The following is a 25,211-nucleotide window of genomic DNA, read 5'->3' as shown; positions in this document are numbered from 1 at the left end:
CCCGCGTCGCTGCGTCAGCCGGGCATAATCACCAACCGGATTGCGTAGGCTACCACCGTAAGCAAGGCGACACTGGCCAACCAAAGCGCCACGAACCAGCCGCTGCGTTTGAGCCATTTGCCCATCAGTGATAGCCCTCTTCCGGGTCCACCTTGCCGCGAAACACCCAATAGGCATAGGCGGTATAGGTCAGGATGATCGGCAACAGGATCAGCGTGCCAACCAGCGTGAAGATCAGGCTCTCATCGGGGGCCGCGGCTTCGGCGATGGTCAGGCTGGGCGGGACGATATGCGGGTAAAAGCTGATCCCGATGCCGATGAACCCCAGCACGAACAGCGCCAGCGCACAAAAGAACGGCTGTTTGTCCCCCTTGCGCTGCAACCCGCGCAACATGCCAAAGGCGGCAAGGGCGACCAACAGCGGCACGACACCACTGAACAAGGACGTAGGCCATGCGAACCACCGCTCGAAATAGACTGCATCCTTAAAGGGCGTCCACAGGCTGACCAGAGCCATGAAAACCAGCGTGGCAAGGGCCAACGGCCAAGCCAATCTACGCATGTGCTGTTGGATACGGCCCTCCAGTTTCATGTTGAGCCATGTGGCCCCCAGCAACGCGTAGCCCACCGTCACCGCAACGCCGGTCAAGATCGAAAAGGGCGTGAGCCAGTCCCACCAACCGCCCGCATAGGCGCGGCCTTCGATCTCGATGCCCTGTACCAGCGCACCGAGCGCGATGCCCTGACAGAAGGAAGCAACCAGTGAGCCCCCGAAAAAGGCCATATCCCACAGCGGCTTCCACCGTTTCGTGCGCCAGCGATACTCAAAGGCCACGCCGCGAAAGATCAGCCCCAAGAGCATCAGGATGATCGGCATGTAAAGCGCGGGCATCACCACCGCATAGGCCAGCGGAAACACCGCAAACAGCCCGCCGCCGCCCAGCACCAACCATGTCTCGTTGCCGTCCCAGATGGGTGCTACGGAGTTCATCATCACATTGCGCTCGCCCTCGTCCTTGGTCATCGGGAAAAGCAGCCCGACGCCCAGATCGAAGCCATCGAGGATGACATAGATCAGCACCGCTCCCGCAATGATCCCCGCCCAGATGAATGAGAGTTCCAGTCCCAGCATGTCAGCTCTCCTTCGGGCTATTGCGTACGGCGGCCTCTTCGCCAACGGCCAGCACTGGCCCATCGCCTTGCGCGATGTCGCGTTCATCTTCGAGCACGTGATCCGCCACCGGTTTGCGCATCATGGATACGATGTACCAAGTGCCTGCCCCGAAAACGAAGAAATAAACCACGATAAAGGCCATGAGCGATGCCGCCACCGCGGGCGCCGCGACGGGGGCCAAACTATCGGACGTGCGCAGCAGGCCATAGACGGTAAAGGGCTGCCGCCCGACCTCGGTCGTGATCCAGCCTGCCAGCACGGCCATGAACCCGGTTGGCCCCATCAGCAAGGCCAGTCGATGCAGCATCGGCGCGTCATAAAGCCGCCCGCGCACCCGCGCGAAAGCCGCCCAAAGGCCCAGCCCCAGCATCGCAAAGCCAAGTGCAATCATAATGCGGAAAGACCAGAAAACGATGGCGACGGGTGGCTGATCCTCTTCGGGGATCGTGTCCAACCCGTCTAGGGGGGCGTTCAAGTCATGTTTTAGGATCAGCGATGACAGTTTGGGAATTTGAACAGCATAGTCGATACGCTTTTCCTCGGCGTTGGGAATACCAAAGAGGATCAGCGGCGCACCGTCGGGGTGGCTGTCGTAATGCCCCTCCATCGCCATGATCTTGACCGGCTGGTGCTCGAGCGTGTTCAAACCGTGCAAGTCGCCTGCGAAGATCTGCAAGGGCGTCACCACCACCAGCATCCACATCGCCATAGAGAACATGCGCCGTGCGGCCGCGTTGGCTTGGTCCCGCAGCAAATGCAGCCCGCCAACCGCGCCCACAACCAGCGCCGTTGTCAGATAGGCCGCCAGCACCATATGCACCAAACGATAGGGGAAGGAGGGGTTGAAAACGATCGCCCACCAACCCTCGGGGATGAACTGGCCCAGATCGTTCATGCTGAACCCGGCTGGCGTCTGCATCCAAGAGTTAACGGACAAAATCCAAGTTGCAGATGCCAGGGTGCCAAGCGCCACCAATGCAGTGGCGAACATATGCAGCCCATCGCCCACCCGTTTGCGGCCAAACAGCATGATGCCTAGAAACCCAGCCTCAAGGAAGAAGGCAGACAGCACCTCATAGGCCATCAGGGGGCCGACAACCGGCCCGGCCTTGTCCGAGAAAACAGACCAGTTGGTGCCAATCTGATAGGACATGACAATGCCCGACACCACGCCCATGCCAAAGGCCACGGCGAAGATCTTTTTCCAGTAGTTGAACAGGTTCAGATAGGTCTCGTCCCGCTTCCACAACCAAAGGGCGTTGAGCACGGCGAGGTAACTGGCCAACCCGATCGAAAATGCCGGAAAGATGATGTGGAACGAGATCGTGAATGCAAATTGCACCCGTGCCAGAATTTCGGCGGTAAATCCGTCGAGCATGATAAGCCCCGCGTGTTGTGTTAGGCTCCATATAAGCCGACAACCGTGCAACGGCACAGGATAAATTGCCGCAGCCGTGCAACGCCGCTGCTAAACGTGAAACCGCACCACCACGCGCAGGCCGGGGTTGTTGTCGTAAAGATTAAGCGCCGCACCATGCAATTTCGCCACGCCGTCAACCAGTGCCAGGCCCAACCCATGCCCTGCTGTGCCGCGGCTGCGGTCCAATCGGTAAAGCCGTTGCAACACGCGCTTGCGGTCCTCAACAGGGATGCCGGGGCCGTCATCTGCCACGCTTAGCTGCACCGCCTCCTCGGTCTGCTGCAAGCTCACCGTTACCCGCGCGGCATCGCCGGTATGGCGCAGGGCGTTTTCGATCAGGTTGGCCAGCATCTGCCCGATCAATGTGCGGTCTCCGGAGACTGTGACTGGGTTTTGCGGCAGATCACACACCAGCGTCTTGCCCTGCTCGGCGGCGGCTGGCTCGAACAATTCGCTGATGGTGCGGCACAGGGCCACCAGATCGACCGGAGCGAAATGCGCCCGCGCGTCGCCGCTTTCTACCTGAGCCAGTTGCAACAGGGCTTGGAATATCGCGGCGATCCCGTCCAACTCGGCCCGGGCACGGGCGAGCGGCTCACTTGGGTCAGACCTCTCTTCCTGCGCGCGGGCCAAATCGTCAAGATGCACCGAGACCCGTTGGATCGGTGTTTTCAGATCATGGGCGATGTCCAAAGACACCTGCCGCAGCGCCGCGACCGAGGTTTCCTGCGCACGCGCCATCTGGTTCACCGCTTCGCCGATCCGCGACAGATCGTCAGACCAGCGCGGTCCCGGCGTCACCCTCGCTGCCAGATCGCCGGTGGTCAAACGATCCAAGGTGCCACGGATCACCTCCACATGGCGTTTGGAGCGCCGTGCGAGGATCAACCCACCCGACAGCGCGATCAACACCGTGGGCATCAGACTCACCAGTAGAATGTTCACAAAGACTTCGCGCAGCGCGGTAATCTCTGCCCGGCTGCGGGCGATGGTCAGCAGGCCCCCATAAAGCGTGTCGGTCAAGGTCAGATAGACGCCGGTGTACTGCGTCCGCGCCGCCCCCAGCGACACGATGTGATAGCCTTCATCATCTCGCGCAATCGCGCCATTGCCATAGATGCGCCCGTCCGGACCAATGTAGCTGAGGATCAACCGGTTCGGGTCAGTCGCCCGCGATTCCGCCTCAACCAAACGGGCGAGCGCGCCCGCGCTTGGCGCGGCGCGAAACCCCGCCATATCCTGCGCCAGATCGGCGCGAATGGCCTGTTCAAAAGACCGCTGCGTTACCGCATAGCTGCCCGCAAGGCTTAGCAGGCTGACCGTGGCGAAAAGCAGCACCAACAACAGCGCCAGCCGCAAAGGCATGGAGCGCCAAAGCCCCGCGAGCCGCGCCTTCACGCGTCGATCCTATAGCCTGCGCCGCGCACGGTTTGGATCAGCTCGGTATCAAAAGGCCGGTCAACCTTGGCGCGCAACCGGCTGATGTGGGTTTCAACCACATTGGTCATCGGGTCAAAGGAGATATCCCAGACCGCTTCAAGCAGCATGGTGCGCGTCTGCACCCTGCCCCGGCGGCGCAGCAGATGCTCCAGCAGGGCAAACTCCCGCGGCAGCAAGTCTATCTCTTGCCCTGCGCGGGTGACGCGACGGCTGATGAGGTCCATTGTCAGATCACCCGCCCGCAGCGTGGTTTCCTGTTCCAACGCCTGTGGACGGCGCGCCAATGCGTTAACCCGCGCTGACAACTCGCCAAAGGCAAAGGGTTTGACCAAGTAGTCATCCGCCCCGGCGTTCAGCCCATCGATCCGATCCTCGACCGCGCCCATCGCCGTGAGCAGCAGCACCGGTGTCTTGTTTCCCGCGCCGCGCAGGGTTTTCAAAAGCGTCAGACCGTCCAACTCTGGCAGCATCCGATCAAGGATCAGCACGTCATAAGCCCCGGTGGTGGCCTGCACCAAACCGTCCCGGCCATCTGCCACCACATCTACCGTATGCCCCTCTTCGCGCAGGCCCCGCGCGATATAGGTGCTGGTGGTGGTATCGTCTTCGACAACAAGCAGTTTCATCGCTCTCTCATGTAGGATTGGCCAAGGATTAGGGCAAATCTGCCCGCCGCACATCCCACCGCCTGTATTCTCACAAATTTGTATAGCGCCCGCGACAGCGCTGTAAAACGCACGCCCCAGATAGGGCGTCAGAAACACGAATGCACAGCAAGGAGCATCCTATGAACAAGACACTCTCCAAGGCCCCCCGCGCCGCCGCCCTTGCGCTCAGCGCCGCCGTCGCTGCCACCCCGATGCTGGCGCTTACGCCTTCGGCGGCATTTGCCGTTCCGGCAGGCGGTTATGCGGATCTGGTCGAAGCGGTCTCTCCCGCCGTGGTCTTTATCGAAGTGACCGCAAAACAGGACAGCGCGCAAATTCAACAGCAGCTCCCCCCCGGCATGCCCGAAGAACTGCGTCGCCGCTTTGAACAGATGCTGCCCGGCCAGAACGGCGCAGCTCCCGCCCCGCGCCAAGGGCTGGGCTCAGGGTTCATCATCTCGGAAGACGGGCAGATCGTGACCAACCACCATGTCGTGGCGGGTGCTGAAAAGGTGACTGTCAAACTTGCCGATGGCCGCAGTTTCGACGCCGAAGTGGTCGGCAGCGATGCGATGACAGACATCGCCCTGCTGAAAGTGACCGCGGATGTGGAACTGCCCAAGGTCGACTTTGGCACCTCCAAATCCCTGCGTGTGGGGGATGAGGTCGTGGCCGTGGGCAACCCCTTTGGCCTTGGTGGCACGGTGACTTCGGGCATCGTTTCCGCTTTGTCGCGGGACATTCAGGCCGGGCCATTCGATGACTTCATCCAGACCGACGCAGCGATCAATCGCGGCAACTCCGGCGGGCCTTTGTTTAACAACGCAGGCGAAGTTGTTGGTGTGAACACGGCGATCCTGTCGCCCGGTGGCGGCTCTGTGGGGATCGGCTTTTCGGTGCCGTCTGATCTGGTGCAGACCATCGTCGCGGACCTTGCCGATGACGGCGCGGTGGAACGTGGTTGGCTTGGCGTGCAAATCCGCCCGATGACGCCGGAAGTTGCCAATGTGCTGGGGTACGATGAACCACGCGGCGCGGTGATTGAGGCCATCTCTGACGACAGCCCGGCGGCCGAAGCGGGGCTGAAGAAGGGCGATATCATCCTCTCCTTTGGCGGCGAGGAGATCATTGATCTGCGCGACCTGACCCGCGCTGTCGCTACCACATCGCCCGATGCAACGGCTGAGGTTGTTGTACTGCGCAAGGGCACCGAAGAGACCCTCGATGTGACCGTCGGCGCTCTGGAAGCAAAGCCTGCCTGACTAACGCTCGCCTAACCAACGTTTCCCGGCGCCTCTCCTGCCGCTGGGAAACCACCGCCCCCGTCCCTGGTCGGGGGTGCCTGCCCCGGCGTCCCCAAGCGCCGGGGCTCTTTATATGCGGCGCAGGGGAAAAGGACCGTTTAACCGTTGGCGCTAGGCTCGTCGCTGCTGCTTAGATGGAACCGTACAAGATCAGCGACCGAGCCGGCTTCGAGTTTGCGCATGACCCGCGCGCGATGTACCTCAACCGTTTTGACCGAAATATCCATTTCGCTCGCAATTTCACGGTTCGATTTTCCCGTGACCACACGTTCAAACACGCGGTGTTCCTGCGGCGTCAGTCGGGCCAGCATCTGCGCCCCTTCCTGCGCTGCCGCCGTTGACTGGCGCCGTGCCGCATCCGCCAAAAGCGCTGCGTTGATCAGATCGAGCATATCCTGGTTGCTATAGGGCTTTTCGATAAAATCCACCGCACCGGCTTTCATAGCCTTTACCGCAGTTGAAACATCCCCAAAGGCAGTCATTAAGATGACCGGCATTTCGAGTTGCTGTGCGATCAGCGCCTTTTGCAATTCGAGCCCGCTCATCCCGGGCATGCGCACATCGCTTACCAGACAGCACACTCCCTCATCTTCATAAGTCTCAAGAAAGGCACTTGCGCTGTCAAAAGCCACGGTGCGCAATCCGACGGACCCCAACAACCAAACCAAGGATTCCCGCACCGCTGCGTCATCATCCACTATATATACGATCGCGTTTTCGATCAGCTTACTCCTGTACGACAAGCGGTAGGCGTACGGTCAAGCAGGCCCCCGTTTCGTTCGATTTCGTCACTTGGATGGACCCACCATGAGATTCCGCGATCGTTTCGCAGATCGCCAACCCCACGCCCAGTCCTTTAGCTTTGGTCGATCTAAAGGCCGTAAACGCCTTTTCAATAGGCATATCTTGCGCAAATCCCATCCCACCATCGCAGACATCGACAACTATATCATCTTCGTCACACCAGGCGGTCACTTTGACCTCGGCGTCTGAACGGCCAGATTCGCGACAAGCCTCTATCCCATTCTTGATCAAGTTGATTAACAGCTGCTCAATCTCAATGCGCGCGCAGTGAAGCGGTGTGCCATCGCAGCCGTCTTCGATCACGACCGCCACACCAGTGGCCGCGCTTTCGGGTTGGATCAGCAGCCGCACGGAGCGCAAAAGCTCGTCAAACGGCACCGTCACATAATCCGCCGGGTCACTGTGCAAATAGTTCGACATCGAGCGCAAAATCGCGCTCGCCCGTTCTGACTGACTTTGCATACTACTCAGCACTGCGATCATATCGTCGCGTTCCAACTGGTTGTTCTTGGCCCGCAAAACACAGCCTGCCGCAAAATTGTGAATAGCCGACAAGGGCTGGTTCAACTCATGGGCAATCGCGGCAGTCATCTGGCCCAGCGTCTCTCGGCGGTTAAGCAGTTGCAGCGCGTTTTCATGATGATGCAGACGTTCTTCGCCAGAGACCCGTTCGGTAATGTCGGCGGCGATGGTCAGCAGCCCCCCTGCCGCCAAGAGGTAATCCGTCACCTCCAGCCAGCGGCCATCCCAAGATTCTTCACGCAAGAACTGTGCAGGCTCAGCGCGACGGTTGCGCCGTCGCTGCATCCAGCGGCTCCGCTTATCACCAGAGGCCTTCAGTTGCCCGGTATTGACAAAATGCTCAAGCAATTCATCGAAATGCCACCCGATGATATCCCCACCATTCAGCCCCAAAAAACTGGCGCGGTATTTGTCGTTGCAATAGACCAAACGGTCCTCGGCATCGAAAAGCGCCACCATGGTTGAGATATTTTCGAACGCCAGCGCCAAGGCCTCAAGCGCCCCTTGTCGTTCGCTGCGTGCTGCTGCGATTTCCGTCATGTCGAAACAGGTACCGCGATAGCCCGCCAATGCGCCGCTGCTGTCGAAAAAAGGCTTTCCTGACATGTCGATTTTTCGGCTGTTGCCACCCGGTTGCGGAATAACTAAACGCAGGTCCCGAAATGGTGCCTGCGTCGCAAGTCGTTGTTGCAGCAGGTCATAATCGCCAAGATCGCGGGCAACATTAGCCTCGGCAAAGGTGCTGCCCAAATGGAAAAACGGCGCGCCCTCATCCGTTTGGCGTCCGCCGCCAGACAGAAAGGTGAACCGTCGGTTCACGTCCATCTCCCAGACCCAATCTGTCGCACTCGCGGCGAAGTCGCGGAATCGGGTTTCACTCTCGACCAGTTCATTTAGCACGCGCTGTTGCTCCGTGACGTCTTGGATCGCGGCCAAGAGCCGCACCCCACCACGTCCTTCGACCCGACGCATGGACGAGCGAAGCTCAATCTGCCGCCCGTTTTCGGTCAGGAACTTGAGCGTCTCTATCACGTCGCGCGGTTGGCGGCCTGCCCTTTGCAGGTTGTAGCTGAGCGTAGCACGGCTGCGCGGATCGACAAAACGCTGCCCCTGCTGCCACATCTCGCTCAGAGTGCGCGCGTCGCGACCCAGTAGTTCTTCCACCTCAGGGGAGACATCAACCAATGCCCCCGCGCTGTCCCATTCGAGGTAGCCAACCCCGGCGACTTCGGCTGCCAACGCGTGTTTGGCCTCGCTGAATTCGGCCTGCTGTGCTGCGTCTTGCAAAGAGGAGCGGTCCATCACGATCACCAAGACCCCGACGACCTGCTCTCGGTCCATCAAAGGTTGGTAGACCGCTGATCCTTCGGTTCGCTGCAACAGGGGGCGGGTGCCGTTGAAAAGCCACGTCACCTGCTCGCCCGAGAATGCCTTATCCAGATTGTCTTTGATTTGCGGGAATACGTCTGCGCCTATGATCTGCGAAGGGTGCTGGCCAATTATGTCAGAGCGATGCAGACCAATGGCCTGACAATAGGCATCGTTTACAAAGCCGTAGCGCCAATCGGGGGTGACAAAGGCGACCTCCATCGGGATACTGTTAAGCAAGCCTTGCAGGTGGTTGCTTCCATCCGGACTTGGATCAATGATCTGCCCCATTCGGCGCGTGCGGTGAAGCCGCAGGCCTAGGGCCATCAACACCGCGAAAAGCGCCAGAGCCAGCACAATCTCTGCGGGGTGGTTATATACCCACCCTGTCTCTCCCGAAGGTGTCCCTGCAATCACGGCGCCTTCCAGCAGCAGCACAGCCACCCCGGCGCCAATGCCATAACGGTTTACCGGATCGCCCGTCTGCCGCGCGAGAACGGCGGATAGGATGACGATACCACATAGGACGATCAGCGTGAACGCTGCGACCAAACTCATTAAACACCTCTGCTTTCCGCGCTAAACCTCGTGCTTTTGCAGGAGTTTGTCTATTGGGGGAAACCCTGACCTCTTTGGCCTGATCGCAGCTGCGTCCCCTTGTCCTTAGGTCCCGGCTTAGAATTTTCAAAATTTTAATCGCTTACTATCAAACTGTTACGGTCATTTGTGCGGGTATTCCCCGATACGTTCAGGGCAAGGCCCAATGGAACACGCAAAAAGAGGTCGTTATGATCTTTTGTTGTCGGGCCATGGCACGACACTCTTCTGACAACATACGGTACCCTTGCAGTGAATAAAAAAACGGAGAGCGGCAACAAAGCCCCTACCAAACCCGCCTCGCGCGGTCCCTCGGAAAAAGAATTGATGGAGATTCGTGCGCTCTATGCACAGGCCGACGCGCTTGTGGCGTCCCTGCCTGAAGGCACGACAGAGGACGAAGCTGCGCAGCAAGACGCAGACGAAAACAGCGAGACATGCCCCGTTGCGTCTTCGGCGCAGGCCCGCAGCATGGACAATGACCCCGAACAGGGTGATCCGCGCTAGAATTTGCGTCGCGGCTTATTTCTGGCTGTTTGACACCACATGATCACTGTCGATCCCGCCCAGCGAGTGGAATAGCCCACTGGTGTTGCTGACCCCGAATTTCTTGAGCAGCTTGGCGCGGTACACCTCCACCGTGCGGTGCGAGATATCGAGGTTGATGGCGATTTCCTTGCTGGTCAGCCCTTCGGCCAGATGGCTCAGAATTTCCCGTTCCCGGCGGGTGAGCGGCAGATAGGGCCGCTCGCTCGATAGGTCCGCAAAGCTCCAGACCGCACGTTCCAAAGGGCTGTCGGGTGTAAAAGAATGGCCCCGCACCCGGCACCAGAACAGGCTGCCGTCCTGACGTGCCATGATGCGCTCATCCCAATATGTGTTCGTCTCGCGCAGTTGGTTCACGCCCCGGTCGCGGATGTTCTTAAACTCTTCGTCCGAAGGGTAGAGCATCGAGAACAGCTGATCGCGCAGATCCTCGCGCGTATAGCCGAACATCTGCGCAAAGGCGTTGTTGCAATCGCGGATCAGACGGTTTTGGGTGACCACCAGCCCAATCGGCGCATGGATGAATGCCAGTTCGGCAAAGCGTCCGTCGCGAAAGCAATCATCGGTACGTATTTCCACCATCTTGCCCCGTTTGGTTTATTCTCGGATGCTGAAATTCTAAGCTAGACGACGGGTTTGTGCGGCGCAACAGCGCCCACCATCCGTTCAGGGAGGATACCATGAAGACACTCACGCGGATCGCCGCCGTGACGGCAAGTGTTGCGGCATTTGCCAGCGCGGCTTGGGCCGAAGACCCGATCAAGATCGCCCTCGTGCACGGGATCTCTGGCAGCAGTTTCGAAGCCTTCTCCAAACAGGCGCAAACCGGATTCGAGCTTGGCATCGAATATGCCACAGACGGGACGAACACCGTCAAGGGCCACCCCATTGAGCTCATCATCAAGGACACGCAGTTTAAACCCGATGTCGCCCGCGCCGTGTTGGCCGAAGCTTACGGCGACGACGAGGTGCTGATGGCCATCGGCTCGACTTCATCAGGCGTGGCCAAGGGGATGCTGCCGATTGCCGAGGAATACGAGAAAATCCTGATCGTCGAGCCTGCGGTGGCCGACAGTCTCACTGGGCCGGACAGCAACCGCTATGTCTTTAAGACCTCGCGCAACTCCTCAATGGACATGCAGGCGCAGGCTTTGGCGTTGCAGCCTGACGAGAACCTCTTTGTCGCCACCATCGCCGAGGACTATGCCTTTGGTCATGACGGGATCGACGCCTTCAAAGCCGCACTGGAAGGCACCGGCGCCACCGTGGTGACCGAGGAATTCGTCCCCCAAGGCACCGCCGATTTCACCGCAGCGGCGGAACGGATGTTTAACGCGCTGAAGGACAAGGACGGCCGCAAAGTGATCCTCGTCTATATCGCCGGGGGCGGTGACGCGCCGGGCAAGATCCAAGCGCTGGACCCGTCGCGCCACGGCATTGAGATTTCCATGGGCGGGCATATCCTGCCGGTGCTGCCGACCTACAAGCGTTTCCCCGGCATGGAAGGCGCGGTCTATTACTACTACGAGGCCTACAACAACCCGGTGAACGACTGGTTGGTCAAGACCCACCAGGAGCGTTTCGACAGCCCGCCTGACTTCTTCACCGCAGGCGGCATGTCGGCGGCGCTGGCCGCGGTCAAAGCGATTGAGACGGCTGACAGCCTTGAGACCGAAGACCTAATCGCTGCGATGGAAGGCATGTCATGGGAGACCCCCAAAGGCACCATGACCTTCCGCCCGGAAGACCATCAGGCGTTGCAGTCCATGGTACACTTCAAAATCCGCGTCGATGAGAACGTCGATTGGGCGATCCCCGATCTGGTGCGCATCATCGAAGCGGATGAGATGGACATCCCCATCGGCCGTACGAACGACTAACGACGGATGAAAGCTTGCCCCGCCCCGTATCGGGGCGGGCCAACTCTCGCCGCGCAAAGGTTTCCCCATCATGCCCTCGCCCTCGCTCATCACGCGCGATCTGACCATTCGTTTTGGCGGTCACGTCGCCGTTAATCAGGTCTCTTGCGCCTTCTACCCCGGCGAACTCACCGTGATTGTGGGGCCGAACGGAGCGGGTAAGACCACCTATTTTAACCTGATCTCTGGCCAGCTTACCGCGACTTCGGGGCAGGTGATTAAAGGCGAGGTCGACCTGACCCGCATGGCCCCCTCGGCACGCGCGCGCCACGGTGTGGGCCGCGCCTTTCAGCTGACTAACCTCTTTCCGCAACTGACTGTGTTGGAGAACATCCGTCTTGCCGTGCAGGCCCGTGCAGGCGACGGCTGGAGACTGCTGCGCCCGGTACATCGCTTTACCAAACTGACGCAAGACGCCGAGCATTACCTCGAAGCGACCCGCCTCACCCGCGCCGCCCATCTGCCCGCCGCGGCCCTGCCCCACGGCGACCAGCGCAAGCTGGAAGTGGCGCTGCTGATGGCGATGGAGCCAGACATCTATATGTTCGATGAGCCGACTGCCGGCATGTCACTGGACCATGCGCCCGACGTGCTGGACCTGATTGCGCAGATCAAAGCTGACCCCAGCAAAACCGTGCTGCTGGTCGAGCACAAGATGGACGTGGTCCGCGCCCTCGCCGACCGGATCATCGTGCTGCACAACGGCGAACTGCTTGCCGATGGCGCGCCTGCCGAGGTCATGGACAGCCAGATCGTCCGCGACGTCTATCTCGGCACCGCGACGGAGGAGACCGCATGAGCCTGCTGACCCTCGATCATATGAAAACCAACATCGGCCAATATGCCGTGCTGCATGATGTGAGCCTCGAAGTGCCTGAAGGGGGCGTCTTTGTTCTGCTGGGCCGCAATGGGGCAGGCAAGACAACCACGCTGCGCTCGATCATGGGGCTGTGGAAGCCCGCACCCGGTACGGTCCGCTTTGACGGGACCGACCTCACCGGGATGCACACAGCTGACATCGCCCGGCGCGGTATCGCTTATGTGCCTGAGAACATGGGGATTTTCGGCAACCTTACGGTAGAGGAAAACCTGATCCTCGCCACCGACAAGGGGCGGTTCGACCAGTCACGTCTCAAACGCATCACCACGCTCTTTCCGGCCTTGGAACGGTTCTGGACCAAACAGGCATGGTCTCTGTCTGGCGGGCAGAAACAGATGCTCTCCGTCGCCCGCGCCATTGTCGAGCCGCGCCGTTTAATCCTGATCGACGAGCCGACCAAAGGCCTCGCCCCTGCCATCGTCGCCGCCATGGCGGAAGCCTTTACCGAGATTTCACGTGAAGCAACGCTGCTGCTGGTCGAGCAGAACTTCCACTTCGCCCGCAGCATCGGGCGCGACATGGCGGTGATCGACAATGGCCGTGTCGTACACAGCAGCAGCATGGCGGATTTCGCCGCCGATAAACCATTGCAAGACCGACTGCTGGGCCTGTCGTGATGAGGAAGAACATGGATCGCATTTCGGAAACATTGGGACGTTTCGGTGGTGTTTACCTGTTGCCGCTGATCCTCGCCGCGCTGGCCTTCGTGCTGATCGGTGCACCTTCCTCATGGGCCACGCTCACGGTGGCAGGGCTGGCGATGGGGATGATGGTGTTTCTCATGGCCTCGGGGCTGAGCCTGATCTTTGGGCTGATGGATGTGCTGAACTTTGGCCATTCGGCCTTTGTCAGCTTCGGCGCCTTTGTCGCGGCCTCGGTGCTCGCGGCCCTCAGCGGTTGGCTGGGGGCCGATAATGTACTGCTGAACATCGCCGCACTAAGCCTCGCGATCATTGCGGCCATGTCCTTTGGGCTCGCTGCCGGGTGGTTCTTTGAGACCGTCATCATCCGCCCCGTTTACCACGACCACCTGCGGCAAATCCTCATCACCATGGGGGCGCTGATCGTCTCCGAACAGATCATCCTCGCCGTCTGGGGCGGCACGCCGATCACCGTGCTGCGGCCCCAGTTCCTCGAAGGCGCTTGGATCATTGGCGATGTGAGCATTGAGATTTACCGCATCTTTGCCTTCGGCCTCGGCCTCGCGGCTTTCATCGGTCTTTACCTCGTGCTGAACCGCACCCGGCTTGGCCTTTTGGTCCGCGCTGGTGTCGAAAACCGAGAGATGGTGGAGGCGCTTGGCTTTCGCATCGACCGGCTGTTCATCGGCGTTTTCATGGTCGGCTCAGCCCTTGCGGCGGTCGGCGGGGCGATGTGGGCTGGGTATGAAACGCTGATCACCCCGGCGCTTGGGGGCGAGATGATGATCGTGGTGTTCATCGTCGTCATCATCGGCGGTCTGGGCTCCATCGAAGGCACGCTTCTGGGCGCGCTGCTGGTCGGGTTGACGGCAAACTACGTGGGTTTTCTCGCGCCGAAACTGGCATTGGCGAGCAATATGATCCTGATGACAGCGATCCTGCTGTGGCGGCCCAATGGCCTGCGCCCGGCGGTGAAGTGAGGTGAGTATGCAAAGCAAATCGACCTATGGCACCCTCGCCGTGAAGACCGCCGTGCTGGTGATCGCCGCCCTGCTGCTGTTCGCGCCCTTCTTGTTTCAGGACGTCCGCGCCCTCGAAGTGGCCGCACGCATCTGTATTTTTATCGTTCTCGTGGCCAGCTACGACCTGCTCATTGGCTACACCGGCATCGTCAGCTTTGCCCATACGATGTTCTTTGGCTTCGGGGCCTACGGCGCGGCTATTGCCCTGCGCCAGATGGGACCGGGCTGGGACGCGGTGGCTTTAGGCGCTGTGGCGGGGGTTGTGGTCTCGCTGGTGGTTGCTACGGCGGTGGGACTGTTAAGCTTGCGGGTCAAGGCGATCTTCTTTGCCATGATTACATTGGCGACCGCGTCGGTCGCACTTGTGCTCGCCTCGCAACTGTCGCAGTTCACCGGGGGCGAAGACGGCATTACCTACCGCGCGCCGGATCTGTTCAAACCCGCGACGAAGCTGATGGTCGATGAAGACGGCAAGGTGGCGCGGCTCTTTGGCGTGAAACTGAACGGCAAACTCGCCGCGTATTACTTCGTCTTTTTCACCTCGCTCGCCCTGTTCCTGCTGATGCTACGGGTCGTGGCAGCGCCGCTCGGTTCAGTCCTCAAAGCAATCCGCGAGAATGAAGCGCGGGCCGAGGCGGTTGGCTACCGGGTAGTGGCCTACCGCACTTTCGTCTTCTGCCTCTCTGCCGCTGTCGCCTCCCTCGCCGGGACTGTCTATGCGATCTGGCTGAAATACACCGGGCCGGACACCACGCTGAGCTTTGCCATTATGATCGACATCCTGCTGATGGTGGTGATCGGCGGCATGGGCACGATGTGGGGCGCGGTTGTCGGTGCGGTGCTGATGGTCATGGCGCAATATTACCTGCGCGACCTGATGGGGGCTGCCGCCGAGGCAACGGCAAACATCCCTCTCCTTCCAGACCTGCTTGCCCCGGACCGCTGGCTGTTCTGGCTCGGCATCATCTTTATCTTGCTGGTCTATTTCTTCCCCCGCGGGATCACCGGCACGATCATGCAAAAGGGAGCGCGCGCATGACCTCTCCGCGTTTCCGCTTTGTCCCCGTTATGGATCACGAGGTGCATGTCACCGAATGGGGCGATCCGGCCAATCCCGCGCTGATCATGTCGCATGGGCTGGCCCGCACTGGGCGCGACTTTGACGAACTGGCCGCCGCGCTGTCAGACAGCTATCACGTGCTTTGCCCCGACATGATCGGGCGCGGGCTGTCCTCTTGGTCACGCGACCCGGAGGCGGAGTATTCGGTGGAGTATTACGCAGGCATTGCTACAGATATGATGGATCTTTGCCAAATTGAGCGGGCGACCTGGCTTGGGACCTCGCTGGGCGGCATGATCGGGATGCGGCTGGCGTCTGGCCATGATGCGGACCGGATTGAGGCGCTGATCGTCAATGACATTAGCCCTGAATTGCCCACCCCCGCTGTTGACCGGATCCTATCCTATGTCGGCACTTTGCCCCGGTTCGACAGTTTCACCGAAGGCGAAGCGTGGCTGCGGAAGACCTATGCCCCTTTCGGGCCAGCAAAGGATCTCTTTTGGCAGCGCATGGCGCGTTCCTCCCTGCGGCGCTGCGGTGACGGGCGGTTGACCCTGCATTACGACCCCCGCATCACGGTTCAATTCACAGCGTCGGCGCATGAGCTTTCGACATGGGATCACTGGGCACGCATCACGGCGCCGACCCATGTGCTGCGCGGCACCCTGTCAGATCTGTTACTGCCCGATGCCGCCGCGCGTATGCAGGCCAGCGGGCCACGCCCTCGGATTACCGAGTTTGCCGACTGCGGCCATGCCCCCAACCTTTCGAACCCCGAAGACATCCGCCTACTGCGCGAAATCCTGACTGAATTGCGGCAATAGCCCCTACACTAAGGCGGTTTGGGGCTATTTTTGATATATTTGACGCCGTCACCAAGGCATTTTTCGTCCTACCTGCGTTTCCTCTTGCGTCACCGCCGGGCAGATGCACTCTTCGCGGTAACGACGCCCACGCCGTTTGAGCAAAACCGGGCGCGGGCGAAGAGGGTTTGGAGTGGCTAAGGCAGAGAAGACAGGGATGACAGCCGTGCTGTCGCGGAGCGTGAGACGTGTGATCGTGCTGTTGGTTCTGGGCGGCGTGATATTGGGCTTTGGCCACCGGATCGAAACGCTTTCTTACCAAGCCTATGTGCAGGACCTGAAGCTTGACGCCGCCCGCGAACTTATCGAAGTGCGCGAGCGTATTCGAACGCAAATTTTCGATCAAATCCTCAAGCTGCACGAATTGACAACGATCATCAGCGAGAACCCGGATATTTCTCAGACTGAGTTCTCGGCCCGCGCCGCCGAGTTTTCTGCCCGCAACCCCGAAGTGCTCAACCTCGCTGCCGCGCGTGATCTTGTGGTGAACATCGTTCACCCACTGGAAAGCAACAAGTCAGTGCTGGGGCTCGATTACCGTGAAAATCCCGCGCAACTGCCCAAGGTGCAGCAGGCCATGAACAGCGGCAGCGGCCTGATCACCGGGCCGGTGGACCTTGTGCAAGGTGGCCGCGGCATGATCCTGCGCCAGCCAGTGTTTTACGCGCAGGCAGATGGGTCGATGACCTCTCCTCGCCCCTGGGGGCTGCTGTCGATGGTGATCGACTATGACCGTTTCGTCGAACAGTTAGAAATTTCAGAGACCTTGCAGACCTATGATGTGGTGATCCGTGAGTTGGACACCGCGGGCAATGTCGAGCAGGTGATCGTCGGCGCACCCGACATCGCGTTGGCTGATCCGATCAAGCTTGATTTCAACTTTGCCTTTGGCCTGTGGGAACTCGCGGCCACCACAAAGGGCGGTTGGCCCGACCACCGGCCTGATTTTTATTGGAACTGGTTGCTGCGTTTGCTCGTAGCCGCCGCCGCAATGACCTTTGCGTCCTATGTCATGCGGTTGAGCGAAACCCGCCATCTGGCCGAAGAGCGCCTGCGCACAGGGATCGAAGCGCTGGACCACGGCTTTGTGATGTTCGACCCCAGCGGCACCTTGGTGCTGTGCAACGAGAAATACCGCGAGATCCACGGCTACAGAGACGTCATCAAACCGGGCTCGACCTATGAACGCATCGCCCGAGACAGCATTCGGCGCGGGCTGGTGCCGGATGCTGTCGGCAAGGAGGAAGAATGGATACGCATCTGGCTGGAAAAGCGCGAACAGGGCGCTTTTGAGACCGAACAGCGGATGTCTGATGGGCGCATTATCCGAACTTCAGACCGCCGCATGGAAGACGGCAGCGTGGTCGGCCTGCGGATCGACGTGACGGATATCAAAAGAGCATTGATGGCGGCGGAGGACGCGAACAAGGCCAAGACCGACTTCATGGGCGTGCTGAGCCATGAGTTGCGCACGCCGCTTACCGTGATCCTTGGGCATGTGCGGCTGGCCAGGCATTTCGACCGCGCAAAGGTCGCCCGCGATCTACAGGACGCGGTCCATTCCGATCCCCAGACCAACGCCGCCCTTGCGCCAAAGTTGGATGCGGTATTCGCCAAGCTGGGCGAGACCATGCAGACCGTTGAGCGTTCTGGCAACCATCTGTTGACCCTGATCAATGAAGTGCTGGACTTTGCCAAGATCGACGCAGGCAGCCTCTCTATCGATATGGCTCCTGTTAAAATTGACGACATCGTTACGCCGAGCGCCGAACAACTGCGCCCGATGATCGAGGACAAAGGGCTGAAGCTGCACGTTGCTTCGACCAAAGGCACGCTTCTTGCGGATGGTAAGCGTATCCAGCAGATCTTGATCAATCTGCTGAGCAACGCGATCAAATTCTCTGATCAAGGGGAGATTTCGCTGGTCAGCCGGGTGCGTGGCGAGGTGGTTGAGTTCCGTGTCACCGACAATGGCATCGGCATTCCCGAAGAAGAACTGGAGCGCGTCTTCGAGCCGTTTCATCAGGTCGACTCAACCGCGACACGACGCTTTGGGGGAACCGGCCTTGGGCTTGCCATTTCACGCGATATCGCCATCGCCCACGGCGGCAATCTGGTTGCCACCAGTATTCTGGGCAAAGGCAGCAGCTTTCTTCTGACGCTACCGATGCATCCGGCGCATGCAGTTAAAACAGCCCCCGCCAAGGTCACCGAGCCTGCCTGACAGGACAGACAGGCTCACCGCCTGTTCAAAGCCGCGTGACCTCTTGTTGCTGGGTGCCGAGCTCTTCAATCCCCATCCGCACCTGATCCCCCGGGGTCAGATAGCGCGGTGGGTTGAACCCCATACCAACGCCCGGCGGGGTGCCTGTGCAGATCAGATCGCCCGGCTCCAGCCGCGTGAATTGCGACATATAAGAGACGATGGTGGCGACATCAAAGATCATTTTCTCCGTTGTGCCATCCTGCAGTCTCTCGCCATTCACCTCCGTCCAAAGGTCAAGACGACCCGGATCGCCAAGCGCGTCACCGGACACGAGCACCGGCCCGGTGGGGCAAAAGTTCGGAAAGCTCTTGCCCTTGACCCACTGTCCGCCCCGCTCGGCCTGCCAAGCGCGCTCGGACACGTCATTGACCACGCAATAGCCCAGCACATGGGCAAGCGCGTCCTCTTGGGCGATATTCAACGCAGCACGCCCAATCACGACACCTAGTTCGACCTCCCAATCCAACTTGGTCATCTTGTCAGAGTAGAGAAGCGGATCATTTGGCCCGCAGTAGGTACCGCTGGCTTTGTTAAACAAGATCGGCTCGTCTGGCACCGCCATGCCGGCCTCTGCCGCGTGATCGGAATAGTTCAGCCCGACACACCAGATGTTGCGAGGCTGACCGATCGGGGCCGCAATACGCTGATTTGCTGTATCAAAAACAGGCAGGCTCTGCGGGTCAATGCCGCCGAGAAGCTCGGGCAGTGAGGGGATGGTTTGCGGGGTGAAATCCGCCACGATCCCCGAGACATCGCGCGCTTGGCCCTCTGCGTCGAGCATCACCGGTGTTTTCGCCCCGTCGCGCGGTCCGTATCGCATGAGTTTCATTATCACTTCCCTTTTGCCAAAACCTTTTTCCGCACCATACCCATCACGCGGCGCTGCGCCACCACATGCTCCGCTTTCGCAAGATCGCACAGCCCTGACAGCGGCACGTCCTGCCCTCTGGCGAATTGCCCTTCCAGCGCAGGAACCACTCCCGCGCAGTGGCGTTGGTCTGAGTAAGGGGGCTTTTATGACAAACCTACGCGCCGACTTTCTGACCAAACCGATTTTCCACTGGGCCAAGAAAGCCTTGCCTGCCCTGTCGGAAACCGAAAGCGAGGCGCTTACCGCAGGGGAAGTGTGGTGGGAGGCCGAGTTGTTCTCTGGCAATCCTGATTGGTCAAAGTTGCAGGCGGTTAAGGCCCCCCGGTTGACGGCGGAAGAGCAGGCATTCTTTGACGATCCGGTGCAAGAGTTCTGCGCCATGATCGATGATTGGAAGATCAACCACGAAACCGCTGATTTGCCGGCTGAGGCTTGGGACTTTCTGCGCGACCATAAGTTCTTTGGCATGATCATCCCAAGATCCCATAGCGGCTTGGGTTTCTCGGCCTTCGCCCATTCCGAAGTGGTGCGCTATATCTCGACCCGCTCCGTCGCCGCAGCGGTGACGGTGATGGTGCCAAACTCCCTCGGCCCCGGCGAATTGCTGCATCAGTTTGGCACCGACGCGCAAAAGGATCACTGGCTGCCGCGCCTCGCCGATGGGCGCGAGTTGCCTGCTTTTGGGCTCACCAGTGCCGAGGCTGGCTCTGACGCCTCAGCGATGGTCGACGAAGGCATCGTCGAAAAAGGCATGTGGCAGGGCGAAGAGGTGCTGGGCATCCGCCTGAACTGGGCCAAACGCTACATCACCCTTGCGCCGGTTTGCACGGTGTTGGGGCTGGCGTTTCAACTGCGCGATCCGGATGGGTTGCTCGGTGAGATTCCCGACATCGGCATTACCTGCGCGTTGGTGCCAACTGACCTACCGGGGGTTGAAACCGGGCGGCGTCACCTGCCCTCATCCACCATGTTTATGAACGGGCCAACAACCGGGAAGGACGTCTTTATCCCGCTTGATCACATCATTGGCGGGGCTGACTATGCGGGCAAAGGTTGGATGATGCTGATGTCTGCGCTGGCGGCAGGGCGCGGTATTTCGCTGCCCTCCATGGGCTGTGCGGCCATCGCATTCTCGGCTCATACCACCGGAGCTTACGCGCGTATCCGTCAACAGTTTAACCTGCCGATTGGCAAGTTTGGCGGTGTGCAGGCCCGGATGGGGCGGCTTGCGGCGGACGCCTATGCAATGGACGCCGCCCGACATCTGACCTGTGCGGGGCTGGATGAAGGACGTGCGCTATCAGTGATCTCGGCCATCATGAAAGCCCACGCGACCTTTAAAATGCGCGAAGCCTTGAACGATGCAATGGATGTGCATTCGGGCAAAGCGGTGATCGACGGGCCGCTGAACTACCTGCTCCCGCTTTACCGCGCTGTGCCAATAGGCATTACCGTCGAAGGGGCGAATATCGTCACTCGCAGCCTTATCATCTTTGGTCAGGGCTCCATCCGTGCGCATCCTCACATGCTCGACAATATGCTCGCCTTGCAAAAAGAGGATGAGGCCGAGGCGCTTGCGGCGTTTGACAAATCCCTTTGGGCGCATGTGGGCCATACCACCAAAACCCTGTTCCGCGCTTGGGGCCGTGCGCTCACCGGCGGACGCTTTGCCCCCGCCCCTGACGCAGGCGCTGCGACCCCGATTTACCGCGAATTGTCCCGTTGGTCTGCGGCCTATGCGCTAACGGCGGATTTCCTATTTCTCACGTTGGGCGGCGCTTTGAAGCGCGAGGAAATGATCTCGGGTCGGATGGGCGACATTCTGTCAGAGATGTATATCCTCTCAGCCGCGCTGAAGCGTTGGGACGATGAAGGCCGACAGCAAACGGACCTTCCGCTGCTGCAATTCGCTGCCGAGACTGCCTTCTCGCGCATTCAGACCGCTCTTGATGAAGTGATCGCCAACCTGCCTGCCCGTTGGGCCGCTTGGGTGCTCCGCGTGCTGACACTGCCGGGGCGGGGCCGCCGAGGGCCGGACGATAAGTTGACCGCTGAATGTAGTGGGTTGATTTATGCGCCCTCCGCGACCCGTGCGCGGATTACGGGGCGGCTGTTCGAAGGGCGCGAGGGGGACGGCATTGATCTGCTCAACCGTTGCTACGCCAAGGTCGTGGCCATGGAGCCAGTGATGAAACGCCTGCGCGACGCAAAGAAAACGCCGGATATGGCGCTCCAAACCGGCATCCTGAGCGATGCAGAAATGGCCGAGATAACTGAGATGAACGACCTCGTCGCCAAGGTGATCGCAGTCGATGATTACACCCCCGAAGCACTGGCTGAGCATTTCCCGGATCTCGCTCCGCCGAAAGACGACCCAGACCACCCCTCTCACCCACGAAAGGCCGCCGAATGACCCATTTCAAACAGCGCGTCTTTCTTGTGGATGGTGCGCGTACGCCGTTCTTGAAAGCCCGCCAAGGCCCCGGCCCTTTCACGCCGGTTGACCTTGCGGTGCAAGCCGGTCGACCGCTGCTCTCGCGCCAGCCGTTTGACCGCACAGCCTTTGATCTCGTGATCCTTGGATGTGTGAACGTGATCGCGGACGAGATGAACCCCGCCCGGGTGGCGGCATTGCGGTTGGGTCTGGGCGCGCAGATGGTCGCCTTTACGATGCAGATCAATTGTGGCTCCGGGATGCAAAGCATCGACACCGCCTACCGCTACATTCGCGATGGCAGCCACCAGATGATCCTCGCCGGTGGTGCCGAAGCGCTCAGCCACGCGCCTTTGGTTCTGCGTCAATCAGCAGTGGAGTGGTTCGGGCGTGTAAATGCGTCGAAGAGCCCGCTGGAAATGCTGCGTGCGATGGGGGGGCTGCGCCCTGAGTTTTTCAAGCCGGTCATCGGGCTGGAGCGCGGGCTGACCGATCCAATCACCGAATTGAACATGGGCCAAACCGCCGAAGTACTGGCGCATCGTTTCGGCATCGACCGCGAAAGTGCCGATGCCTATGCGATGGAGAGCCATCACCGCCTGGCCGCAGCGCAGAAGGAGGGTCGTCTGACCGATGAGGTGATGCCCGCCTTCGCCCGCGATGGGACGGTCTATGATCACGATGATGGGGTCCGTCCTGACAGCGACATGCAAAGCCTCGCCAAACTAAAACCGGTGTTCGAAAAGCCGCATGGCAAGGTTACGGCGGGCAACTCAAGCCAGATCACCGACGGTGCCAGCTGGGTCATCGTGGCCTCCGAACGCGCGGTTGATGCGCATGGGCTAACGCCGTTGGCGGAAATCACCGATAGCGAATGGGCCGCCCTAGATCCCGAGATTATGGGACTGGGGCCGGTCCTGTCAGCCACACCTATTGCACAGCGGCATGGGTTTGGCCCGGAGGACATTGATCTGTGGGAGTTGAACGAGGCTTTCGCCGCGCAGGTGTTGTCCTGCATCGCCGCGTGGAATGACGCGGAATTCTGTCGTGAGGTTCTGGGCTATGACGCGGCCTTTGGCCGGATTGATCGCGACCGCCTGAATGTCGACGGTGGGGCGATTTCGCTCGGCCATCCGGTAGGTACCAGCGGCAACCGGATCGTTTTGCACTTGGCAAACGCAATGAAACAACGTGGCGCCAAACGTGGCATCGCCACGGAATGTATTGGCGGCGGCCTTGGCGGGGCGATGTTGTTGGAGGCCGTAGAATGACCGGACATGTGCTGAAACATTTGGGCGAAACCAAGCTCGAACTTGGCCCCTTGGCCGGGCGAGAAGGAAACTGGCGCGTAGGCCGAGATGCAACGGGGGTTCTTTGGCTGGCGCTTGATAAGGTCGACAGCAGCATCAATACGATCACCGGCGATGTGTTGCGCGAGTTGGAAACCCATATGGCGGCTGCCGAAGCAAACCTACCCCGCGCGGTTGTCCTGCGCTCTGCCAAGAGCGGCGGCTTCGCAGCGGGGGCCGATATCACCTCCTTTGACCGGATGAGCGACGAAGGGGCCGCTGAATTATTGGCGCAGGGCCACGCGGTATTGGACCGGTTGGAAAAGCTGGCCTGTCCGACGGTCTGCGTGGTCCATGGCGCTGCGCTCGGTGCAGGGTTTGAACTGGCACTGGCCTGCGATGCTCGGATCGCCGTTCCCGGCGCGTCCTTCGGCTTTCCGGAGGTGAAGCTGGGCCTGCACCCCGGATTAGGCGGCACCTTTCGCCTGCCTGCCTTGATCGACCCAACTGAAGCAATGACGATGATGCTAACCGGCAAGACCGCGCATACCGACCGTGCGCTTTCGCTGGGCATTGTTGGTGAGGTGGTTGAGGAGCGTCACGTCGCAGCAGCAGTTCATGCCTTGATTGAAAACGGCATTGAACGTCACGAACCGGGATTAAAGGCCCGCGCCCTTGGCTTTGAGCAGGCCCGCACCATGATGGCGCGCCAAATGCGCAGCCGGACCGAGGAGAAAGCACCAGCAGAACATTACCCCGCCCCTCATGCCCTTATTGAATTGTGGGAGGAACATGGCAACGACCATGACACGATGCAGCGCGGAGAGATCACCTCTTTCGCTAATCTGCTGAAAACACCAAGTTCAAAAAACCTGCGGCGGGTGTTTTCCCTTCGGCAAAAGCTAAAAGACACTGCACGCGGCGAGGATGGGGTCGAGCATGTCCATGTGATCGGCGCCGGGGCGATGGGTGCCGACATCGCGGCAGTGGCAGCGATCAAGGGCAAGACGGTAACGCTCAGTGATTTGGCGATGGATACGTTGGGACGCGCGGTGAAACAGGCCGAAAGGATCTGTCACGACAAACACCTTAGCCCTGCCGAAACCCGCGATGTGCTGGACCGTCTGATGCCCGATCCGCGCGGCTATGGCATTGCACGTGCTGATCTGGTGATCGAAGCGGCATCGGAGCAGGTTGAGGTGAAGGAAAAGATTTACGCTGATCTGGGCGGACGGATGAAGCCTGACGCGATTTTGGCGATCAATACATCGAGCCTTGCGTTGGACAGGCTCGCCAAAGCCGCGCCGAACCCATCCCAATTCGCGGGTCTGCATTTTTTCAACCCGGTTGCGCGGATCGATCTTGTTGAAGTCATCCGCAGCAGAGGCACCAACAGCGATACGCTCACACGTCTTGCGGCTTTCTGTGGCGCCATCGGCAAGCTTCCAGTGATGCTCAGTGACTACCCTGGCTTTGTCGTGAACCGCATCCTCACCCCTTATATGCTGGAGGCGATGATGCTGATGGACGAAGGCGTTCCGAAAGAGGTGATCGACAGCGCGGCCTTGCGCTTTGGAATGCCGATGGGACCGGTGGCGCTGGCGGATCAGGTGGGCTTGGACGTAGGTTTGAAGGTCGCCGAAAGCCTGCATGAGAGGCTTGAGGCACCGATGCCAGCAATTTCCAATGATCTGCGGGAAAAAGTCGCGGCTGGCAATCTGGGGCGCAAGACGGGGCGCGGGTTCTATGATTGGTCCGAAGGCACCCCACAGGTGCAAACTGACGGGCGCGCTGCGCCTGACCTCACCGATCGGTTGATCTTGCCAATGTTAAACGCGGCGGTTGAGGTGTTGCGCCAAGATGTTGCCGTTGACGCAGATGCGATTGACGCGGCGATGATCTTTGCCACCGGATGGGCGCCTTTCCGAGGTGGGCCGCTGCATTATACCCGCACGCGCGGCACGAAAGCCGTGACAGAACGCCTGCGCGAATTGGCCGAAGCGCATGGCCCGCGCTTTGCTCCTGATGACGGGTGGCATGGGTTTAGCTAGACCCATGCCCCTTTGCCGCTTTGCTGGTGCATCTTTCAGGGCCGGAATGTATCCCCCCTGACCGAAATACAATACTCCGCAGGGTCATTTCCA

General features: G+C 60.0%; 21 protein-coding genes. 12 read left to right on the top strand and 9 right to left on the bottom strand.

The genetic code is table 11. The features are described 5' to 3' along the window. Positions 1 to 14 precede the first annotated feature (14 nt). The 5 genes from HTT03_RS10420 to HTT03_RS10400 form a co-directional block, all read right to left on the bottom strand. Complete coding sequence (locus HTT03_RS10420) at positions 15 to 125, bottom strand: DUF2474 family protein (RefSeq protein WP_174859726.1); 111 nt, start codon at positions 123 to 125, stop codon at positions 15 to 17. Continuing rightward, positions 125 to 1,132 carry a cytochrome d ubiquinol oxidase subunit II gene (gene cydB, locus HTT03_RS10415; RefSeq protein ID WP_174859725.1) on the bottom strand — a complete coding sequence of 336 codons (1,008 nt, stop codon included), beginning with the start codon at positions 1,130 to 1,132 and terminating at the stop codon, positions 125 to 127. Before cydB ends, HTT03_RS10420 begins: the two co-directional genes overlap by 1 nt. Before the next feature lies 1 nt (position 1,133). Continuing rightward, positions 1,134 to 2,552 carry a cytochrome ubiquinol oxidase subunit I gene (locus HTT03_RS10410; RefSeq protein ID WP_174859724.1) on the bottom strand — a complete coding sequence of 473 codons (1,419 nt, stop codon included), beginning with the start codon at positions 2,550 to 2,552 and terminating at the stop codon, positions 1,134 to 1,136. A gap of 90 nt (positions 2,553 to 2,642) precedes the next feature. Further along, positions 2,643 to 3,992, bottom strand: a complete 1,350-nt coding sequence (locus tag HTT03_RS10405; protein ID WP_174859723.1) for an ATP-binding protein — start codon at positions 3,990 to 3,992, stop codon at positions 2,643 to 2,645. Continuing rightward, positions 3,989 to 4,660, bottom strand: a complete 672-nt coding sequence (locus tag HTT03_RS10400) for a response regulator (RefSeq protein WP_174859722.1) — start codon at positions 4,658 to 4,660, stop codon at positions 3,989 to 3,991. Before HTT03_RS10400 ends, HTT03_RS10405 begins: the two co-directional genes overlap by 4 nt. Positions 4,661 to 4,821: 161 nt before the next feature. Between HTT03_RS10400 and HTT03_RS10395 the strand changes: the two genes are divergently transcribed. Next, entirely contained in the window at positions 4,822 to 5,943 is a 1,122-nt protein-coding gene (locus HTT03_RS10395; protein WP_174859721.1) for a Do family serine endopeptidase, read from the top strand. A 140-nt stretch (positions 5,944 to 6,083) separates the two neighbouring features. Here the strand turns inward: HTT03_RS10395 and HTT03_RS10390 are convergent, their stop codons facing one another. Together HTT03_RS10390 and HTT03_RS10385 are read right to left on the bottom strand one after the other, a co-directional pair. Beyond that, the gene (locus tag HTT03_RS10390) at positions 6,084 to 6,683 is read right to left on the bottom strand and encodes a response regulator transcription factor (protein ID WP_343035790.1); all 600 of its coding nucleotides are present in this window, start codon (positions 6,681 to 6,683) and stop codon (positions 6,084 to 6,086) included. Between the two features lie 28 nt (positions 6,684 to 6,711). Next, positions 6,712 to 9,237: a PAS domain-containing sensor histidine kinase gene (locus HTT03_RS10385; RefSeq protein ID WP_174859720.1), complete on the bottom strand. Its 2,526-nt coding sequence runs from the start codon at positions 9,235 to 9,237 to the stop codon at positions 6,712 to 6,714. Positions 9,238 to 9,528: 291 nt separating this feature from the next. Here HTT03_RS10385 and HTT03_RS10380 point away from each other — a divergent pair, with 291 nt between their 5' ends. After that, complete coding sequence (locus tag HTT03_RS10380) at positions 9,529 to 9,783, top strand: hypothetical protein (protein ID WP_174859719.1); 255 nt, start codon at positions 9,529 to 9,531, stop codon at positions 9,781 to 9,783. Positions 9,784 to 9,798: 15 nt separating this feature from the next. Here HTT03_RS10380 and HTT03_RS10375 read toward each other — a convergent pair whose 3' ends face one another. Then, a complete protein-coding gene (locus HTT03_RS10375; protein ID WP_174859718.1) occupies positions 9,799 to 10,404 on the bottom strand; it encodes a LuxR C-terminal-related transcriptional regulator in 606 nt (201 codons plus the stop codon). Positions 10,405 to 10,502: 98 nt separating this feature from the next. On the opposite strand from HTT03_RS10375, the gene HTT03_RS10370 reads away from it, so the two are divergent. The 7 genes from HTT03_RS10370 (at position 10,503) to HTT03_RS10340 (ending at position 18,431) form a co-directional block, all read left to right on the top strand. Then, on the top strand, positions 10,503 to 11,702 hold the full coding sequence (locus tag HTT03_RS10370; RefSeq protein WP_174859717.1) for a substrate-binding domain-containing protein: 1,200 nt from the start codon (positions 10,503 to 10,505) through the stop codon (positions 11,700 to 11,702). A 70-nt stretch (positions 11,703 to 11,772) separates the two neighbouring features. Continuing rightward, the gene (locus tag HTT03_RS10365; protein ID WP_174859716.1) at positions 11,773 to 12,540 is read left to right on the top strand and encodes an ABC transporter ATP-binding protein; all 768 of its coding nucleotides are present in this window, start codon (positions 11,773 to 11,775) and stop codon (positions 12,538 to 12,540) included. Next, a complete protein-coding gene (locus HTT03_RS10360; protein ID WP_174859715.1) occupies positions 12,537 to 13,238 on the top strand; it encodes an ABC transporter ATP-binding protein in 702 nt (233 codons plus the stop codon). Before HTT03_RS10365 ends, HTT03_RS10360 begins: the two co-directional genes overlap by 4 nt. Before the next feature lie 11 nt (positions 13,239 to 13,249). Continuing rightward, positions 13,250 to 14,242 carry a branched-chain amino acid ABC transporter permease gene (locus tag HTT03_RS10355; protein ID WP_174859714.1) on the top strand — a complete coding sequence of 331 codons (993 nt, stop codon included), beginning with the start codon at positions 13,250 to 13,252 and terminating at the stop codon, positions 14,240 to 14,242. A gap of 7 nt (positions 14,243 to 14,249) precedes the next feature. After that, positions 14,250 to 15,323, top strand: coding sequence for a branched-chain amino acid ABC transporter permease (locus HTT03_RS10350; RefSeq protein ID WP_174859713.1), 1,074 nt, complete (start codon positions 14,250 to 14,252; stop codon positions 15,321 to 15,323). After that, positions 15,320 to 16,168, top strand: coding sequence for an alpha/beta fold hydrolase (locus HTT03_RS10345; RefSeq protein WP_174859712.1), 849 nt, complete (start codon positions 15,320 to 15,322; stop codon positions 16,166 to 16,168). Before HTT03_RS10350 ends, HTT03_RS10345 begins: the two co-directional genes overlap by 4 nt. Before the next feature lie 196 nt (positions 16,169 to 16,364). Continuing rightward, the gene (locus HTT03_RS10340) at positions 16,365 to 18,431 is read left to right on the top strand and encodes an ATP-binding protein (protein WP_174859711.1); all 2,067 of its coding nucleotides are present in this window, start codon (positions 16,365 to 16,367) and stop codon (positions 18,429 to 18,431) included. Positions 18,432 to 18,456: 25 nt separating this feature from the next. Here the strand turns inward: HTT03_RS10340 and HTT03_RS10335 are convergent, their stop codons facing one another. Next, positions 18,457 to 19,302, bottom strand: coding sequence for a fumarylacetoacetate hydrolase family protein (locus HTT03_RS10335; RefSeq protein ID WP_174859710.1), 846 nt, complete (start codon positions 19,300 to 19,302; stop codon positions 18,457 to 18,459). 187 nt (positions 19,303 to 19,489) lie between these two features. Here HTT03_RS10335 and HTT03_RS10330 point away from each other — a divergent pair, with 187 nt between their 5' ends. The 3 genes from HTT03_RS10330 to HTT03_RS10320 are packed head-to-tail and all read left to right on the top strand — an operon-like array spanning position 19,490 to position 25,118. Then, positions 19,490 to 21,757, top strand: coding sequence for an acyl-CoA dehydrogenase (locus HTT03_RS10330; protein WP_174859709.1), 2,268 nt, complete (start codon positions 19,490 to 19,492; stop codon positions 21,755 to 21,757). Then, positions 21,754 to 23,049, top strand: a complete 1,296-nt coding sequence (locus HTT03_RS10325; protein ID WP_174859708.1) for an acetyl-CoA C-acetyltransferase — start codon at positions 21,754 to 21,756, stop codon at positions 23,047 to 23,049. The genes HTT03_RS10330 and HTT03_RS10325 overlap by 4 nt, the downstream gene beginning before the upstream one ends. Then, the gene (locus tag HTT03_RS10320) at positions 23,046 to 25,118 is read left to right on the top strand and encodes a 3-hydroxyacyl-CoA dehydrogenase NAD-binding domain-containing protein (RefSeq protein ID WP_174859707.1); all 2,073 of its coding nucleotides are present in this window, start codon (positions 23,046 to 23,048) and stop codon (positions 25,116 to 25,118) included. The genes HTT03_RS10325 and HTT03_RS10320 overlap by 4 nt, the downstream gene beginning before the upstream one ends. Positions 25,119 to 25,211 lie beyond the last annotated feature (93 nt).

It is taken from the genome of Sulfitobacter maritimus (assembly GCF_013346665.1).
Taxonomy (GTDB): Bacteria; Pseudomonadota; Alphaproteobacteria; order Rhodobacterales; family Rhodobacteraceae; genus Sulfitobacter; species Sulfitobacter maritimus.
Note: the sequence above shows the minus strand (reverse complement) of the source record. Positions and strands in the feature narration are given on the sequence as shown.

What these genes read in the sequence shown, in the direction of transcription:
- HTT03_RS10420 (WP_174859726.1), bottom strand. Translation starts at nt 125, where the DNA reads ATGGGCAAATGGCTCAAACGCAGCGGCTGGTTCGTGGCGCTTTGGTTG.
- HTT03_RS10365 (WP_174859716.1), top strand. Translation starts at nt 11,773, where the DNA reads ATGCCCTCGCCCTCGCTCATCACGCGCGATCTGACCATTCGTTTTGGC.
- HTT03_RS10350 (WP_174859713.1), top strand. Translation starts at nt 14,250, where the DNA reads ATGCAAAGCAAATCGACCTATGGCACCCTCGCCGTGAAGACCGCCGTG.
- HTT03_RS10345 (WP_174859712.1), top strand. Translation starts at nt 15,320, where the DNA reads ATGACCTCTCCGCGTTTCCGCTTTGTCCCCGTTATGGATCACGAGGTG.
- HTT03_RS10330 (WP_174859709.1), top strand. Translation starts at nt 19,490, where the DNA reads ATGACAAACCTACGCGCCGACTTTCTGACCAAACCGATTTTCCACTGG.
- HTT03_RS10395 (WP_174859721.1), top strand. Translation starts at nt 4,822, where the DNA reads ATGAACAAGACACTCTCCAAGGCCCCCCGCGCCGCCGCCCTTGCGCTC.
- HTT03_RS10375 (WP_174859718.1), bottom strand. Translation starts at nt 10,404, where the DNA reads ATGGTGGAAATACGTACCGATGATTGCTTTCGCGACGGACGCTTTGCC.
- HTT03_RS10340 (WP_174859711.1), top strand. Translation starts at nt 16,365, where the DNA reads ATGACAGCCGTGCTGTCGCGGAGCGTGAGACGTGTGATCGTGCTGTTG.
- cydB (WP_174859725.1), bottom strand. Translation starts at nt 1,132, where the DNA reads ATGCTGGGACTGGAACTCTCATTCATCTGGGCGGGGATCATTGCGGGA.
- HTT03_RS10385 (WP_174859720.1), bottom strand. Translation starts at nt 9,237, where the DNA reads ATGAGTTTGGTCGCAGCGTTCACGCTGATCGTCCTATGTGGTATCGTC.
- HTT03_RS10360 (WP_174859715.1), top strand. Translation starts at nt 12,537, where the DNA reads ATGAGCCTGCTGACCCTCGATCATATGAAAACCAACATCGGCCAATAT.
- HTT03_RS10400 (WP_174859722.1), bottom strand. Translation starts at nt 4,660, where the DNA reads ATGAAACTGCTTGTTGTCGAAGACGATACCACCACCAGCACCTATATC.
- HTT03_RS10370 (WP_174859717.1), top strand. Translation starts at nt 10,503, where the DNA reads ATGAAGACACTCACGCGGATCGCCGCCGTGACGGCAAGTGTTGCGGCA.
- HTT03_RS10355 (WP_174859714.1), top strand. Translation starts at nt 13,250, where the DNA reads ATGGATCGCATTTCGGAAACATTGGGACGTTTCGGTGGTGTTTACCTG.
- HTT03_RS10335 (WP_174859710.1), bottom strand. Translation starts at nt 19,302, where the DNA reads ATGAAACTCATGCGATACGGACCGCGCGACGGGGCGAAAACACCGGTG.
- HTT03_RS10325 (WP_174859708.1), top strand. Translation starts at nt 21,754, where the DNA reads ATGACCCATTTCAAACAGCGCGTCTTTCTTGTGGATGGTGCGCGTACG.
- HTT03_RS10320 (WP_174859707.1), top strand. Translation starts at nt 23,046, where the DNA reads ATGACCGGACATGTGCTGAAACATTTGGGCGAAACCAAGCTCGAACTT.
- HTT03_RS10410 (WP_174859724.1), bottom strand. Translation starts at nt 2,552, where the DNA reads ATGCTCGACGGATTTACCGCCGAAATTCTGGCACGGGTGCAATTTGCA.